Consider the following 15,263-nt stretch of genomic DNA (forward strand, 5'->3'; position numbering starts at 1 on the left):
ATAATATATCTCACGAATGCAAAATATTTGTATTTTGCGGAGGATTGGCTGAGTGGTCGAAAGCGGCGGTTTTGAAAACCGTTGAGCGCGAGCTCCGCAGGTTCGAATCCTGTGTCCTCCGCCACTTTTTTTCTTAATGGAGAAGTGGGAGAGTGGCCGAATCCAGCACCTTGCTAAGGTGTCGTACCTCCGGGTACCGCGAGTTCAAATCTCGCCTTCTCCGCCATTTTAAAATTCCCAATTATTATCAGATCGCAAAAGCGATCTTTTTTTGTGCCTAAATTTAAGGTTAGGCCAAATTTACCCCTTCGATACGTTGCCCCTATAGACATGCGATAATAAGCTCATGAAGACTCAACTATTATTAGCAGTACTGACAATTATTATTTCTCTTTCTACTTTTGCTCAAGGGCGAAGTTTTGGTGGCTTTAAAAGTGGCAATCTAGAAATTGAACCAGTTGTAGGATATGAGCGTGTACAAAAAATTCTTCCTACTCCTCATACGTCTAGTCGCCTGTTTTATGGCCTTAGAGCTAATTATGGACCAAAGTACCTATCACTTGAAGCAGAGGTAACTCAGGCCAAGGAAGATGAGTCATTTGATTCAGGTATTGATATTAGTGATTCATCGACAAATTATATGCTTGGGCTTAGAAGTTCATTTAATCTTGGACGTGCACTTAATTGGTATTTGAGAGCTGGTGCTCATGCTAGAGATAGTAAGTACGAAAGAACAGAAGCCGGTGTAACGACGATTGTAGAGCCTGCTACCTATGTTAATCCATACGCTGGTACAGGTCTTGCGATAAATCTAATGAATGTATTTACACTAAATGCAGGTGTAAATGTTATCTTCACTGATGATAAAGAAGAGCTCCAGTCATCATTAGGATTTGGTATCCGAATCTAATATCCGAGTTAAACATTTGATTTGTTAACTCTTTGTTAGATGGGTTTACATCCTTGTTAGTCATTTTTAAAATTTAGAAAGCTAACAAAGGATGTAAAATGAAAATTATAACTACGCTAATTCTAGCGGTGTTTCTTGTATCTTGTTCCACTAATACAAAAAATGAATTGAGCTTTGACGCTGAATTAACTGAATTTAGCTATCCATTTCCTGTAAAGACTTTTGAACTTTCGTCACAAAGGCAAAAGCTAAAAATGCGCTATATGGATATAGGAAGTTCGAAACATAAAGTAGCAGTACTTCTGCACGGTAAAAATTTTGCAGGATTTTATTGGGAGAGAGTCGCAAATGATCTTGTGAAGAAAGGTTACCGAGTTATCATTCCTGATCAAATTGGCTTTGGGAAAAGCTCTAAACCAAAGAGCTATAGCTATAGCTTTCCTCAGTTGGCCAAGAACACTCATGAACTTCTAAAATCGATAGGCATAAAAAAATATACTCTTGTTGGTCACTCTATGGGAGGGATGCTTGCAGTAAATATGGGTTCAATGTATCGAGACATTAAAAAAATTATTCTAGTAAATCCAATCGGTCTTGAAGCCTATCTGGATTATGCTGAATATAAAGATCCTGACTTCTTTTATAATATTGAAAAAAATAAAACAGTTGATGGTGCGAGAAACTATCAAAAGAAAAACTACTATGATGGCACTTGGGCCGATTCTTATGAAGAGCTTCTGACTCCTTTTAAAGGATGGCTAAATGGTCCTGATTATGATGTTGTTGCCTGGAATGCCGCTTTAACTTACGGGCCAATATTCAATGATAATATTGTTGTTAAATTTCCAAAAATTAAAGCAAAAACAGTTTTAATTTTAGGAACTCGTGACCGAACTGGTCCAGGTCGCGGGTGGAAGAAAAAAGGTGTGAAGAGAAAACTTGGTCAATATCAAAAACTTGGTAAAGACATAAAGAAAAATAACCCTAAGCTAAAATTGATTGAATTAGATGGCTTAGGGCATATGCCTCAATTTGAAAATTATTCTCGATTCGCGAAAGTTTTTTATCCCGAATTCTAATTTTGCTTAGGCAGCGAACTTTGTCGTTCGCTGCTTTTTCGCATGATCTGCATATTTAGTATCAATACCCATAATATGTGTAAATAACCAGTTCTTTAAGAAACTTGCTAGCTTATCTTTTTCTAGCGTTCCATTGTGTAGCTGTTGTTCAAAACGTGCTACGGCAGATAGAAGTTTCTCGTGTACCCTTTTATGTGATTCATAAGAAGGGTAGTTAATGCTTAACATGTATTCTTCTTCTTCATCAAAATGGAACACAGTGTATTCTTTAAGCGTCTGGAAAGCTTCTTTCATACCTCTACCTGTATTCATTGAATTAATAAGGCCATTAATTTTACGTAGTAATTCTTGGTGTTCACCATCTACTTTTGAAATTCCAATGTTGTACTTATCTTCCCAAGGGATTAATTCAATGTTTTCATTAATTGTAATATTTTGTGTTTTCTTAGTGTTATTAATAGATCCCGAAAGTTCACCTAAGTACTGACTAATTGTATTTGCTAGATTTAGTGTTTGCGATACAACAAGTGCACTTCTTTGAGTCGAGTTATTAATTGCGTGAATTGCATCACGAAGTTCGATAACACCATTCTCCTGTTCCTTCGCCGCAATTGTTACTTCTTGAATTTGCTCGTTCATCTTCATTGTTTCATCATTAGTTTGATTAAAACTGTGTCTAAATTCTTGAAGTGTGTTGTCACAAGAGTCAGCTGTTTGATCAAGCCTTTCATTAAGGCTTTTGCTGTTCTCTTGAATATTTGAAATTAGAGTATTAAGTTTTAATTGTGCTTCATGAAGAGTCGCATTGATCGCCTCAGCACTTTCTCCACTAGTTGATGCAAGCTTACCGATTTCTTCCGCTACAACTGAAAACCCTTTTCCGTGTTCTCCTGCACGTGCGGCTTCAACCGAAGCATTGAATGAAAGTAGTTTTGTTTGGAAAACAATATCATTAATAAGCATCGCTTTTGATTCAACGTCAGTAAATGTTGATAGGAATCCATTTAGATTCACAACGATATCACTAAGAGAATTAGTAATATCACGACTTGTTGTTAAACTTGATTGGATATTCTTTTCAAGTTTAGATAGAGAGTGATCACTTCTACTGATTAGTCCATTGATCTCTTTTATATTTGCTTCAAATGAGTCAATAGATCCTGTCGTTTTAGTAATCATGGCACTGATTTCATCACTCGTTGCACTTGTTTGAATAACGGCACTTGCTTGCTCTTCTGTACTTTCGTCTAGTTGCTCACATGATTCAAAAAACTGTGCATTCGTTCCAACGATATTTCGTTGTAAGTAATCTAGCTTTTGTACAAATGATTGAAGATTAATTCGATGCTTTCTTCTTTCTTTAACTGCAAAGATTGTGAAAGGAATAAGTGCACTAAAGAAAGCAAGTCCTTGAGTTAGACTAATCTGACTATAGTAAACGCTAAGTCCTGTGATAGTGGTCGATAAAAATAATGGAGTGAATACATAGTTTATATTTTTCATGCACTCATTATCGGATGAATATCATGTTTCTAGAGCGAAATTTTACTGATAATAGTCAGGAAAGAAGAATTTTCCACTATAGAGATTATTGAAATCATTGAGTTTTTCAACTTTTTTAATTTAAACCTTCGGGGATTCTACAGATCTTGTTGAATATAAGTTCCTATGTAGTTACTACCACCTTTGATTCTTCCAAACATAGATGATGATTCAAAAATTGCTGAGCGATGATGAATCATAAGTCCTAGCCAAGTATGTTTAAGGCCGGCCTTTTCTAAGCTAAAATCGATTGAAAAATCTAAGTAATTCATGAACTTACTACTTCGATATCCCTTTCCTGAAATATCGAATTCTTCGATATAGGTAATTTGATCAGCATATGAAATACCTTCGGCCAAACCAAGACGCCAGTTAATCGGCCAGTGAAATGGAATAAAGATCTTTACTGCTAATGCAAATTCATTACTTCTTTCTTGAACTTCACTTTTAAGGTGACCAACATATTGTGGCAGTAGATAAACGGGAATATCTGATCCAAGAAACTTATCGGCCATTGGAATACCATAGGCAAAAGAAACCATGTCATTATTATATTTATCAGTAGCCGTATGAAAAGAAAGGATATCGCTTAGGTTTGATGGAGTGGCCATTGCATAAGCAGCTCTAACAAAAGTTTTAGATTTTAGCTTAGTGCGCTTTGAAATATCATGACCATTCATATGAATTAAGTGAGGGTCCATGAAGCCAATACCTAAAAAGGTTTCAGTATTTACTTGGTTGCGAATAGTTGGAGCATCTGCTGTTTCATTATCCAAAGTACTTACTTTTACATGAGTAAGAATGTTGAAGTCTTTATGTACTCTAATGGCGGCTTTTACACCTGTTCCAATTTCATAACCTGTCCCAGGTCTTGATACATCTAATCCATAATACTTATTATTAAATTCAGCACTTCTTATTGTTAAAAAAGCATATGGGCGAAAGAATACATTCTTCCATACATAATCCGCTTCAGTTTTTAACGTTAAATAACTTCTAGTTGAATGATCTGCTAGAAGTTGAGCACTTGTTCTCCACATTTTTGAGTGTTCATATTGTGCTTCGAGACCGTAGTCAAAACCGGCATTTCTAATCGTATTTTGACTATCTTTTGGTATGTCAAAAAAGCGATATTGTGACATTAAATTAATATTGAGATTTTTTAATGGCCTATAGAAAGTGAAGTGCGCAGATAGCCCGTCAAGATGAAAGTCACCACGCTTGTAAAAGAATAGTGGAATAATATCAGATACTTTTTTATCTTTTACTTTAAATGGTATGTCAGCATTTCTGTAACCGAAACCTATACCCCAGTACTGTGGTTTATAGTTGCTCGCAAGAGTAAAAGTAGAGAATAAAATTGTAACTAAGATTTTTTTCATCATAACCAATCTGTAAATGCGACCCCAAGTCCAATGCGAGTCATATTGTAATCATAATCAATTAGTGTCTCACCATAGCCAGTAAAAAATTGTACATAACCTTTAAGACGAGTTTCAGGTAATGGAAAAGACCAATCGATTTCTAAGGCACCTTTATTATCTTTTTTTAAGTTATTTCTAACCATCCAAGAAAGTGTATGCCCATCTATTTTATGAATACCTGTAAGTTCAAAGTAGCCAAGATAATCAGTAATGTCTGGATTGTCATCACCTGTATAATCGGTTGGCCCTGATTTTGGCTCTTCATTTAAGCGATACCACACCTTAAGCATAAAAAGAGTTTTTTGCCATTCGAAGAATGTTGTAGCAAAGACTCTGTTCCAGCTTCTAGATAGTGGTAAGTCTTTACCATTTGATTGATGAACAAAACCAAAGTGGTAGTAATTTTTAAAAATACGCCAATCTTCTTTAAATGGTTCAAACGATATAAATAGTTCAGGCTCATAATTAGTATCTCTAAAAGCTGCCGAGTTTTTCTTATTATAAAGTTGCCAGAAAGATTTTTGAGTATAGGCAAAATCTAAATCAGTTTTCGAACCAAAAATTTGCGAGAGGACGGTAAATTTAAAACTTAGTTGAAACTTTGTTTCAATATTTTTTAATTCATCATCTGCAGGATAAGGAGCCTCATTTGGATCGTGCATATAGGTGATTGGTAAAATGTAATTTGGCCTATGTGCTGTAACTAGGGAAGACGTATGATTTGAATGCTCATCTTCCTTTATTCTTTTCTCGAGTGATTGTTGAAGTTCACTACTTTCTTGTGCGAATGAAAAAAGTGGAAGTATTAAAAATATAATTAGAAATTTGTTCATGTAAAATAGCTGTAAATAATTAATAAATTGAGGCTATTGTCCAATGATTTGGCCCTCTCTGACAAATTATTTCCCTGAATGCAAGAACGCATTGACAATATGAGCAGTTAGGGGCTATAAATACTTCTACATGCGCACTCGTAGCTCAGCTGGATAGAGTGTCTGACTACGGATCAGAAGGTCGCAGGTTCGACTCCTGCCGAGTGCGCCATGTTCTTAAGCACCTGTTTTTACAAGCCTATGTCAAATCACGAACAAAGATTTAATGGAATAGCCGCCCTACTGGGAACGGAAGCTTTTTCTGTTATTAAAGATTCACACTTTATGATTATTGGCCTTGGCGGAGTGGGGACTTGGTGTGTGGAATCTATCGCACGTCTTGGTGTTAATAAAATCACTTTAGTTGATCTTGATGATATCTGTGTTTCAAATACAAATCGTCAACTACATGCTCATGATGGAAATTATGGAAAGATGAAAGCTGATGCTCTTAAGGAGAGGATCGCTACTATTAATCCAGACTGTGAAGTCGTCTGCCATTATTGCTTTTTCAATGAAAAGAATATGGAAAAGATTTTTGCAGAATCACCATCAATTATTATTGATACAATTGATGCCCCTCGTGAGAAAGCAATTCTTATTAACGAATGCTATAAGCGTGAAGTCAAAATTGTAAGTTCTGGGGCCATTGGTGGCAAAGTTGATCCTACAATGATTACAGTCGCTGAGTTATCTAAAACAAAACAAGACATGCTTTATCGTAAAGTAAGGCAAGAGCTAAAAAAGAAACATCTTTATCCACTAGGCCGCTCAAAAGCAAAAGTTCAATGTGTATATTCACCAGAGCCTTCTAAGAAGATTAAAAAGTGCGAATTAGATAATACTTCAGCTGCACTAAAGCTTGATTGTGATGGTGGTCTAGGTACTGCCACATACATGACAGGAACAGTAGGCTTCTTACTCAGTCACATCGCCGTTAAGGAATTATTAAAATAATTTTTCATTGATTATATCTCAACGTAAAGTAAAATTAGTTGACTTAGAAAAGTCTAATAAGGCTATTTTTTCGGGAGATACCATGACAAAAATTTTATCATTCTTTTTAATATCAATTACTTTATTTTCTTGTTCCTCTGGTAAGAAGGCAAGAGAGTTTGAAATTGATTATAAAATCTTAAATGCTTCAAACAAAATTGAACCTGATTGGTTAGAAAGTACTGACAATTACAAAGGTGATAAAGACTATCATTACTTCTTATCTCAATCAGAAAATAGAAATAGAAGACTTTGTGTAAAGTCAGCAACAGCAAGATCGACAGCAGTAATTGCTTCTGAAATTTCTCAAGAAATTGCAAACGATTATACTGAAGTAACAAATCTTGATGAAGACTCACAAGAGGTGAAAACATTCTCTGAAACTCTTACTCAATCAATTAGAACTAAAGTATCTGGTGTTAGAGTTAAGGAACAGTATTGGGAAAAGAGACAGAAAATGAAAGATGATAAGTTAATTGGTGATCCATACTATGCTTGTTATTCTTTAGTTGGCATTAAGGAAGAAACGCTACAAAGAGCGATTCGTTATGCTCAAGAAAAAGCTATTGCTGTTGCAAAAGATTCACACAAAGAAGAGCTGAGACAGAAATTTGAAGAATAAAATTTTATTACTATCACTTGTTAGTCTATATTCATTTGGACAAATTAAGTCTTGTCCAAAGGATTTTCTATGTGCGAAGACTTGTGGCCTTAGTGAAAAAGAAGCTACGGAAGATGCACGAGTTGAAATAGCAAAAAATTTTCAAGTTAAAGTAAAAGCTAAGTTTACCTCAATAGAAAGTTCTAATGGCAAATTAGATGAAGGTGAATATTCTGATTTTGTAAGTGAAGAAGTTTCAGAGAATCTTTTTGGCGTTGAAATGATAGAATCCTTTGTCGATGAGGATTCATATTATTGTGTCCTGATGGGGTTGAACACGAAGAAGTTTATCTCTAAATTGAGAAGTGATATTTCAGATCTTAAGAAAGAAAATGAAGAGCTATATAATAGTGGTAATAATTTAGTTTTTTCTAAGATTAGGGCCAATAATAGTGTCATTAAAAAATTAGAATTATATATGATGACTTTAGTGGATAAATATAAATCTAATATTAAAAAATATGACTCTCGATCTAAGAAAGACATTACATTACATATTTATTCACAACCTAAGTTTGAAATAGTTGATAAATTGTTAATAAGTGAATTGAATAAGAATAATGTATTTTCTGGAAAAAGTGAGACACGTTTAAATATTGCGATAGCTCTCATCGACGAGTTCTTAAACGTTGATGGTTTCGTAAAGAAAACATTAGAAATTAATTTCAGAAAAGGAAAATTGAATATTACAAAAAGGTATACACAGACAGGCCGTTCTGAAAATGCAATTATCAAACAGGTTGTTGATGAACTTGCAGATGATATACCTGATATTTTTGTAGATTTAAAAATTTAATGGAGGATATATGAAAAAGATTTTAACGCTAACAATGCTTTTCGCACTAGCTTCTTGTGGGGGATTTCAAGCAGAACGTGTTTCAGGTGATACTTCAGATGAGAAGTCATTAGAAATTACAGATGCATGGGTTACTCGAGACACTGAAAACTCAGTTGAAACAGTAATTCAAAAAATGAAACAACATAAAGGTTTTAAAAATTATTTATTAAAGCTAGGTCGTCGTCCAAAGGTGTTTGTTGCTGAATTTAGTAATCAAACTGCTGAGCCATACTTTCCTTCAGATGATATTTCAGATGAATTCTTAACTCAGTTAAGTGAGTCAGGTGAGTATATTTTAATTGATGCGTCTGCGCGTGAAGCTCTTTTAAAAGAAATTCAATATCAAAATGACGGTATGGTAAGTCCTGCAGAAGCTAAAAAAATTGGTAATGCAGCTGGTGCTGATATTATGATTTTTGGTAATGTAAGAATGCAACCACGCTCTAGAAGCGGAAAAACTCTAAAAGAGTATACGATGAATATTCGAATGACTGATATCTCAAGAGGTGTTGAAGTTATGAGAACAAGAACTCGTGTAAATAAATACTCTGAGAAATCTAAAGTAGGTTGGTAATTAGTTGAAGCAAGCCTATTTTAATAGAATTCTTATTCTTTCATTCCTTATTTTATTTGTCTCATGTGCAGCCAGAAAAGTAAGGGATGAAGGAGATCTAATCTCTTCTTTATATTCTAAGAATGACTACAAGTCAGTTGTTGAAAAAATCAATAAAGGTGAAGTTTATAAAAGAGATGAGGATCGTTTTTTAAAACAGGCCGAGCTTGGAATTGCTTTCTTTAATTTAAAAGATTATGACAATGCTCTTATACATCTGAACAATGCAAAAGAAATTGCAAATGATCTCTATAAAATTAGTATCTCTAATAAAGTAGAATCTCTATTCATTGGTGAAGCTACTGATATTTATTACCCAAATCAATTTGAGCAAGCCAATATTAGATTTTATGAAATCCTTGCTCACTATATGAAAAGCAAAGAAGTTGATTCTGATAATAAAAGAAGATTTCATCAACAGGCGATGGTTTCAACGTTAAGAGATTGGAGTGCCTATATTGAAAATTTCAAGGCCCAAAATAGAGGTCGTGCAGTCTATAAAGGATCAACCTTTATCGATCTCATGGGTATTGTTGTTCATGATACTTATGGTAGAGCAAAGGATCGATCAATTGTTAACAATTTCAAAATGATTGGAAAAAAAGATTTAGTACAACAGATGGGTCTTTATCCAAGTTTTAATTCTTCACATAAGAAATATCAGGAAGACTACAAGAAACTTCACTTAGTTTCTCAAGATGAATTATCGAAATATATAACTGAGACGCAAACTTATAAGCGTACACAAGATTTTTTTAATAGTAAGAAATCGTTTAACACTTATCTTATCATTATGAATGGACATGTAATTAAAAAGACTGCCAAGGTATATGATTTTCCTCTTGGTTTACCTGTAGGAGTTTATATTTCTAATAATGAAGGTATGGACGATTTTGTCTCTTTCTCTTTAAAAATGCTTGCTCTTACAAGAGGAGCAGAACCAAAAATTTACTTTGAACTTCCTAAAATAGATTCAAAAGATATATCTACACCTAAAAAGATTAATATTAAAAACTCAAAGGGTGAAGAACTAGATAGTGGTGAATTGATCCTCATGGCAAATACGTCGGAAGTCTTAAGTAGTTCTCTTAAGAATGATGTCGCATTATTAGAGGCCAAGGTTGGTGCAAGGCTTGCCGCCAAACATATTGCGCTTCTTACTTCTGCTTATCAAACATATCGTAGTCTCTATAACAACGGTAGCTTGATTGCTTACTTATCAGCTAGTGCAGCATATGCAGCCGGAAATCGAGCAATACAAGAATCTGAATTGGCAGACCTACGATCTTGGTATGGTATTTATGATCATATTTACATGTATCCTTTGAATTTGACCCCTGGTGAATATGAACTTCAGATTGATGGCAAAGGCTATAAATTTACTCGTGAAAAAGGAGCTAAGCAAATAGTTCCACTAATTATCAAATAATCCTATTTTGTTAAAATAGAACAATGTTAATAAGTATAAGTAAGCTATCGATCAAAAGTGATTTTAATAAAGTTCAGGCGTTATTTTCGCTACACATGTTTTTATTCTTCTTAGCGAAAGGATATGAATTCTTCAAATTCCAATTTAACTTTATTGCCTTATTTGGAATAATTTTTTCTGTAATTTTATATAGACTCTATTATCGCATGCAAAAAAATGTTCACTATTCTTTTTGGACATTAAGTGTCGTCGTAGGTCTATTTATTATTTTTTATATTTTAAGATCCCTATACTACTACAATGATTTTTCACTATTCTTTCTTTATACAATGTCATTGATGCTATTAGGTGTGCTTTGCTTTTCTTTATATACACCTGTTTTCTATCCTGTCATTGGTTGGTGGGAATACGATTTTAGATACCGTAATGACTTAAAGACTAAAGTATATTGCGATGACTTAGATGGGATTGAAGGAAGGTTAGTAGACTTACGACGTAAAGCAGGTGGATTAACTTTATTTGATGATTTGAAAATTGGTCAAAAGCTTGAAATCGAGCCATTCACAACAAGCATTGATGGACGCTTAAGTGTTGAGGTGGTATCTAAGAGACAACATTCAATTGGTAGGCCATATACTTACGGGGTAAGGTTTCACAATACCGATGAAGATTCTCGTCGTCGATACGGCGAATTAGAGAAGTACTGGAACTTTGAGCGAAAAGCTAAGAAAGACAAAAAATTTAAATCATGAATATTAAATCTCACATATGGAATATGAATTTGGCACTTGAAGAAGCGGAAATAGCTTTCAAGGCCGGAGAAGTGCCTGTTGGAGCAATTATTGTTGATGAAAATGATAATGTCATTGCCAGGGCCCATAATCTAAAAGAGCAGCAAAAAGATACAACAGCGCATGCTGAAATAATTGCCATTAAAGAAGCAAGTGAAAAAATGGGGGATTGGAGATTACTTAATTGTACTATCTATATAACTCTTGAGCCTTGTCCGATGTGTCTCTATGCGATTTTACAGGCACGTTTCAAAAATGTTGTCTTCGGTGCTTATGATCAAAAAGCTGGTTCTGTATCACTTGGTTATAGCTTTCAAAAAGATAAAAGATTTAATCATAAATTTTCTATCATCGGTGGTGTCGAGCACTTTAAATGCTCGAAAGTATTATCGGATTTCTTTAAATTACGTCGAAAAACTTATCGAAAGCGTCAAAGTTAAATCTCTAGTATTTACATTCTGACGTTATTTATCGAACATATAACATATGTTTAAATTTTTCTTACCTGCAACATTCGCACTTTCGTGCATGGCAAATTCAATGTATTTTGAGGTTGATTCAATCAATCTTAATAGAGCAATTGGAAGTGATTTTCTTGGTGGAAAGGCCCATGCTAGAGATGTTTATATTAAGTATGATGCAGTGGAGTTTGATTTAGCTGAAAATGGGGAATTATTTTTAGTTGATACTTTCTTATTTAATAACAGAATCAATTTCAAAAAAGATAATTTGAACCTAACAACACATCTACCTCAGTTTACAGAAATTGATTTTCTTAACATGATCTATGCAAGGGAAGCGAAAATTGAATTTGCACAGTCTGGATTCTTTGCTAATGGACCTCAGTTAAGCATTGGTGCTGATCAATTCCTTTTTGATATCAAAGATGTTGATATTAAATGTCAGAGTGATGAATTTACATTTAAGCTTGATGAGATTTGTTTGAAAGATATGCATATCAAACCTCTTGAAGGTAAGGAATTTGCAATTGTCGAAATTAAGCAAAATAGTACGAGTCAATCGAATGTAAACATTAGAGGAAAAGAAGTTGCCTTTACTGAAGATAGCATAGTCATTGACGCTCAAAGCGCTACGGGTAATTTATTAAATAGCTCGATCAACTTTAAGAATATAAATATTAACTGTTATAAAGATCCTAATATTAATGCTTTTAATATTGATTTAATTTTTGCTGGCTGCCTAGAAGAGTCACGAATTGCCGGGAAAGAGATTAAGTTATTAAGAGAAGGAATGCCGTTTAATGTTTTTGATGGCCAAGTATATTTTGAGAGAGAACACCTTGGTCTAATTGCTAACCAGCTAGAGGCAAGAACAAAGAAGGGTGAGTTCACTTTCACAAAAATAGAAGCTCGATGTGTGAAGATTGAGCCAACAGATAAAGAAGTTGATGCAGTCTCTATTTATGAAGGCTGTCTGAGAAGATCTGATTTCAGTATTCAAAAGATTAGTGAAGATAAGGCCGAGTCAGATAAGAATCGTATCCGTGATTTGAAAATCACTGTTGCAAATGGTCATTTTAGTATGAAGGCCAAGTTGAAATCTGTTTTCACATTTAATTTTAAGGCCGCTGGTAAATTGGATGTCCATCCTGATCAACGAGAAGTACGTATTAAAGTTGATAGGGCCCGTGTTGCTGGTATGACAGCAACAAAATTCGTTTTAAAATTTGTTATGAAGTTCATTAATTCCGACTCAGTGAGTCTGAAAGGTGAGACGATTATCATTAAATACTAGCTTTCATTGACATCGTGCTAAGATAAATATTATATTCAAGGACGGTAGCCGGTCAGACAAATGCAGCGGGGCTAACTCCGCCAGGTCGGGAACGAAGCAACGGTAACCTTTGTTGCATTGTGTTTGTATCGGCTGCCCCTTTCCAATACCTATAATTTTTCCTATAGTTAACAAGTAAAATTTTTAAAATCATATAAAGTGATGGTGCTCAATGTCATATCAGGTCTTGGCCAGAAAATATCGTCCTGCAAAATTTCAAGATTTTGTTGGGCAAGAACATATTGTTAAAACTTTAGTTAATTCTTTAAGAGAAGATCGACTTGGTCATGCGTATATTTTTTCTGGTACTCGTGGAATTGGTAAGACAACAATAGCAAGAATTTTTGCAAAAGCATTAAGATGTGAAGCTCGTGATGAAAACCAAAATCCATGTGGTGAATGTAATGCATGTCATGATTTTGATTCTGCAGCTTCGATGAATGTAATTGAAATTGATGGTGCATCTAATAATAGTGTTGATGATGTAAGAGAGTTAATTAGTAATATTTCTTATCTTCCTTCTAGTGGAAAATATAAAGTTTATATTATTGATGAAGTTCACATGCTTTCTAATAGTGCTTTCAATGCACTTTTAAAAACATTAGAAGAACCACCAGAACATGCCATATTTTTAATGGCAACGACAGAGCCTGAAAAGTTACTTGGAACTGTTCTTTCAAGATGTCAGCGCTTTGATTTTGTTAATGCAACAGTTGAGGAATTAAAGTCTCACATTGTTAATATTGCAAAACTAGAAAATATTACTTTTGCTAATTCTGAGTTAATTGAAACACTTGCAAAATTAGGGAACGGATCTTTTAGAGATACTCTTTCTCTATTTGATCAAGTTTTAAGTTTCTCTTACGGCCAAGATATTAATGAAGATATTTTTGCTCAAGCCTTAGGGATAGCAAAACTTAGCTCAATTAAAACACTAATTGATTCAACTCTTTCTGGTAATGTAGAAGAGTTAACAAATATGTTTAGTGCATTGATCTCACAGAATATCTCACTTCAAAATATTGTGAAATCAATTCTTGAAAACCTTTTTTCAATCGTTATTGCTAAAGATTTCAATGATAGATCACGAGTTTTATCAAAAGTTGATGGTGAAATTTTTGATAAAACGACACGAGCAGAGCTTTACTGGGTTTATGAGACTCTTGCTAAAGATTTTACTTGGACGCTTGAATCAATCATCCCAACAGATGCAACTCTGCTTGCGATGAGAAAAGTAGCATTAAGACATCAAATTATTGCAGATACCCAAGTGGAGGATACTGCGGGAAAGCCTAAGGCCCAAGTTGTGGCCCAAGCTGATGAAGTAAATACTAGTGAAATTCAAACACAGCCACAACCACAACCAGAAAAAATTGAAGTTATAGAATCTGAGGCTGAAATAATAGTTGAAGAGCCTAAAGTTGAAGAAGTTACAAAACCTCATAAGATTATTTTTGATGATCCTATAGAACCAGTAGAACAATCAACTGAAGAAGTCGTTGAAGCCGAAGAAATTAATGAAGTTTCGGCCGTTGAGGAAGTTGTTATTGAAGGTCCAAGAACATGGGATGGATTTCTTGCTTACTTGGCAAAGACATCACCAGTAATGGGTGCCAACATGGAACAAGGTAACTTAATTGGCGATCTTGTTGTTCAGCTCGAAAAGGTATCACTTCTTATTGGTTATCCTATTGGCGCAAAAGTTTTTTACGATCATATGAATAATCAGGAAACACTTGAAAAGGTAAGAGAGCATCTTAGAAGTTATTTTCAAGTTCAGGATATCGATCTTTCTATTGAATTAGTTGAAAAGAAAAAAGCAGAAGAGACAGACTTTAAATCAAAGTTTGAAATTAATATAGAAAATGAAAATATTGAAAAGCAAAATCAAAGAAAGGAAATTGAAGGTGATGAAATGCTTCAATTGGCCAGTTCAATATTTAATTCTAAAATTGATAAAATTATCTTAAATGAAGATGAATAAAATCGGAGAATAAAATGGCAAAGGGAATGCAAGGCCTAATGAAACAGGCTCAACAAATGCAGCAAAAAATTAGTACACTTCAAAAAGAACTTGAAAAGCGTGAGCTTGAAGTATCTTCAGGTGGTGGAGCTATTAAAATTACAATTACTGGTAAGCAAGAAATTCAAGCTATCAAAATTGATCCTGAAGCAGTAGATCCGAATGATGTTGAAACTCTTGAAGATCTTGTTTTAACTGCTGTTAACCAGGCTATTAAAGAGTCTCAAGATATGGTTTCGAATGCAATGAGTAAGGTAACTGGCGGTCTAAACATTCCAGGACTTTTCTAAG

15 protein-coding genes, 3 tRNA genes and 1 other RNA gene are annotated in these 15,263 nt (G+C 34.3%); 16 read left to right on the forward strand and 3 right to left on the reverse strand.

What is annotated here, in order from left to right; all coding sequences use genetic code 11:
- Positions 1-38: 38 nt before the first annotated feature.
- The 4 genes from ACMAYX_RS14170 to ACMAYX_RS14185 all read left to right on the forward strand — a co-directional run bounded on the left by ACMAYX_RS14170 (position 39) and on the right by ACMAYX_RS14185 (position 1,989).
- Positions 39-124, forward strand: a tRNA-Ser gene (locus ACMAYX_RS14170).
- Between the two features lie 14 nt (positions 125-138).
- A tRNA-Ser gene (locus ACMAYX_RS14175) sits at positions 139-226 on the forward strand.
- A 120-nt stretch (positions 227-346) separates the two neighbouring features.
- Complete coding sequence (locus tag ACMAYX_RS14180) at positions 347-910, forward strand: outer membrane beta-barrel protein (RefSeq protein WP_103218547.1); 564 nt, start codon at positions 347-349, stop codon at positions 908-910.
- 98 nt (positions 911-1,008) lie between these two features.
- Positions 1,009-1,989: an alpha/beta fold hydrolase gene (locus tag ACMAYX_RS14185; RefSeq protein ID WP_412471032.1), complete on the forward strand. Its 981-nt coding sequence runs from the start codon at positions 1,009-1,011 to the stop codon at positions 1,987-1,989.
- 6 nt (positions 1,990-1,995) lie between these two features.
- Here the strand turns inward: ACMAYX_RS14185 and ACMAYX_RS14190 are convergent, their stop codons facing one another.
- From ACMAYX_RS14190 to ACMAYX_RS14200, 3 genes are all read right to left on the reverse strand, one after another.
- The gene (locus tag ACMAYX_RS14190) at positions 1,996-3,492 is read right to left on the reverse strand and encodes a bacteriohemerythrin (protein ID WP_103218545.1); all 1,497 of its coding nucleotides are present in this window, start codon (positions 3,490-3,492) and stop codon (positions 1,996-1,998) included.
- A gap of 137 nt (positions 3,493-3,629) precedes the next feature.
- Positions 3,630-4,916: a MipA/OmpV family protein gene (locus tag ACMAYX_RS14195; RefSeq protein WP_103218544.1), complete on the reverse strand. Its 1,287-nt coding sequence runs from the start codon at positions 4,914-4,916 to the stop codon at positions 3,630-3,632.
- Positions 4,913-5,788, reverse strand: a complete 876-nt coding sequence (locus ACMAYX_RS14200; RefSeq protein ID WP_412470457.1) for a phospholipase A — start codon at positions 5,786-5,788, stop codon at positions 4,913-4,915. The genes ACMAYX_RS14195 and ACMAYX_RS14200 overlap by 4 nt, the downstream gene beginning before the upstream one ends.
- 134 nt (positions 5,789-5,922) lie before the next feature.
- Between ACMAYX_RS14200 and ACMAYX_RS14205 the strand changes: the two genes are divergently transcribed.
- From ACMAYX_RS14205 to ACMAYX_RS14260, 12 genes are all read left to right on the forward strand, one after another.
- Positions 5,923-5,999: transfer RNA gene (locus ACMAYX_RS14205), tRNA-Arg, on the forward strand.
- 29 nt (positions 6,000-6,028) lie between these two features.
- Complete coding sequence (locus ACMAYX_RS14210; protein WP_158246911.1) at positions 6,029-6,784, forward strand: ThiF family adenylyltransferase; 756 nt, start codon at positions 6,029-6,031, stop codon at positions 6,782-6,784.
- Between the two features lie 82 nt (positions 6,785-6,866).
- On the forward strand, positions 6,867-7,445 hold the full coding sequence (locus tag ACMAYX_RS14215; RefSeq protein ID WP_392993881.1) for a hypothetical protein: 579 nt from the start codon (positions 6,867-6,869) through the stop codon (positions 7,443-7,445).
- Positions 7,435-8,280, forward strand: coding sequence for an LPP20 family lipoprotein (locus tag ACMAYX_RS14220; protein WP_103218540.1), 846 nt, complete (start codon positions 7,435-7,437; stop codon positions 8,278-8,280). Before ACMAYX_RS14215 ends, ACMAYX_RS14220 begins: the two co-directional genes overlap by 11 nt.
- 10 nt (positions 8,281-8,290) lie before the next feature.
- Positions 8,291-8,896 (forward strand): CsgG/HfaB family protein, encoded by a 606-nt coding sequence (locus ACMAYX_RS14225; RefSeq protein ID WP_103218539.1) that lies wholly within the window; start codon positions 8,291-8,293, stop codon positions 8,894-8,896.
- Positions 8,897-8,900: 4 nt separating this feature from the next.
- Positions 8,901-10,364 carry a hypothetical protein gene (locus ACMAYX_RS14230; protein ID WP_412472095.1) on the forward strand — a complete coding sequence of 488 codons (1,464 nt, stop codon included), beginning with the start codon at positions 8,901-8,903 and terminating at the stop codon, positions 10,362-10,364.
- A 23-nt stretch (positions 10,365-10,387) separates the two neighbouring features.
- Positions 10,388-11,116 (forward strand): PilZ domain-containing protein, encoded by a 729-nt coding sequence (locus ACMAYX_RS14235; RefSeq protein ID WP_392993875.1) that lies wholly within the window; start codon positions 10,388-10,390, stop codon positions 11,114-11,116.
- Between the two features lie 23 nt (positions 11,117-11,139).
- Entirely contained in the window at positions 11,140-11,595 is a 456-nt protein-coding gene (locus tag ACMAYX_RS14240) for a nucleoside deaminase (RefSeq protein ID WP_199177556.1), read from the forward strand.
- A gap of 46 nt (positions 11,596-11,641) precedes the next feature.
- On the forward strand, positions 11,642-12,910 hold the full coding sequence (locus tag ACMAYX_RS14245; RefSeq protein WP_412472096.1) for a hypothetical protein: 1,269 nt from the start codon (positions 11,642-11,644) through the stop codon (positions 12,908-12,910).
- 43 nt (positions 12,911-12,953) lie between these two features.
- Positions 12,954-13,050: signal recognition particle sRNA small type (gene ffs / locus ACMAYX_RS14250), an RNA gene on the forward strand.
- Between the two features lie 71 nt (positions 13,051-13,121).
- Entirely contained in the window at positions 13,122-14,933 is a 1,812-nt protein-coding gene (gene dnaX / locus ACMAYX_RS14255; RefSeq protein WP_103218534.1) for a DNA polymerase III subunit gamma/tau, read from the forward strand.
- A gap of 14 nt (positions 14,934-14,947) precedes the next feature.
- Positions 14,948-15,262, forward strand: a complete 315-nt coding sequence (locus ACMAYX_RS14260; protein WP_103218533.1) for a YbaB/EbfC family nucleoid-associated protein — start codon at positions 14,948-14,950, stop codon at positions 15,260-15,262.
- Position 15,263 lies beyond the last annotated feature (1 nt).

The sequence above is a fragment of the Halobacteriovorax sp. RT-2-3 genome, assembly GCF_047085075.1.
Lineage (GTDB): Bacteria > Bdellovibrionota > Bacteriovoracia > Bacteriovoracales > Bacteriovoracaceae > Halobacteriovorax_A.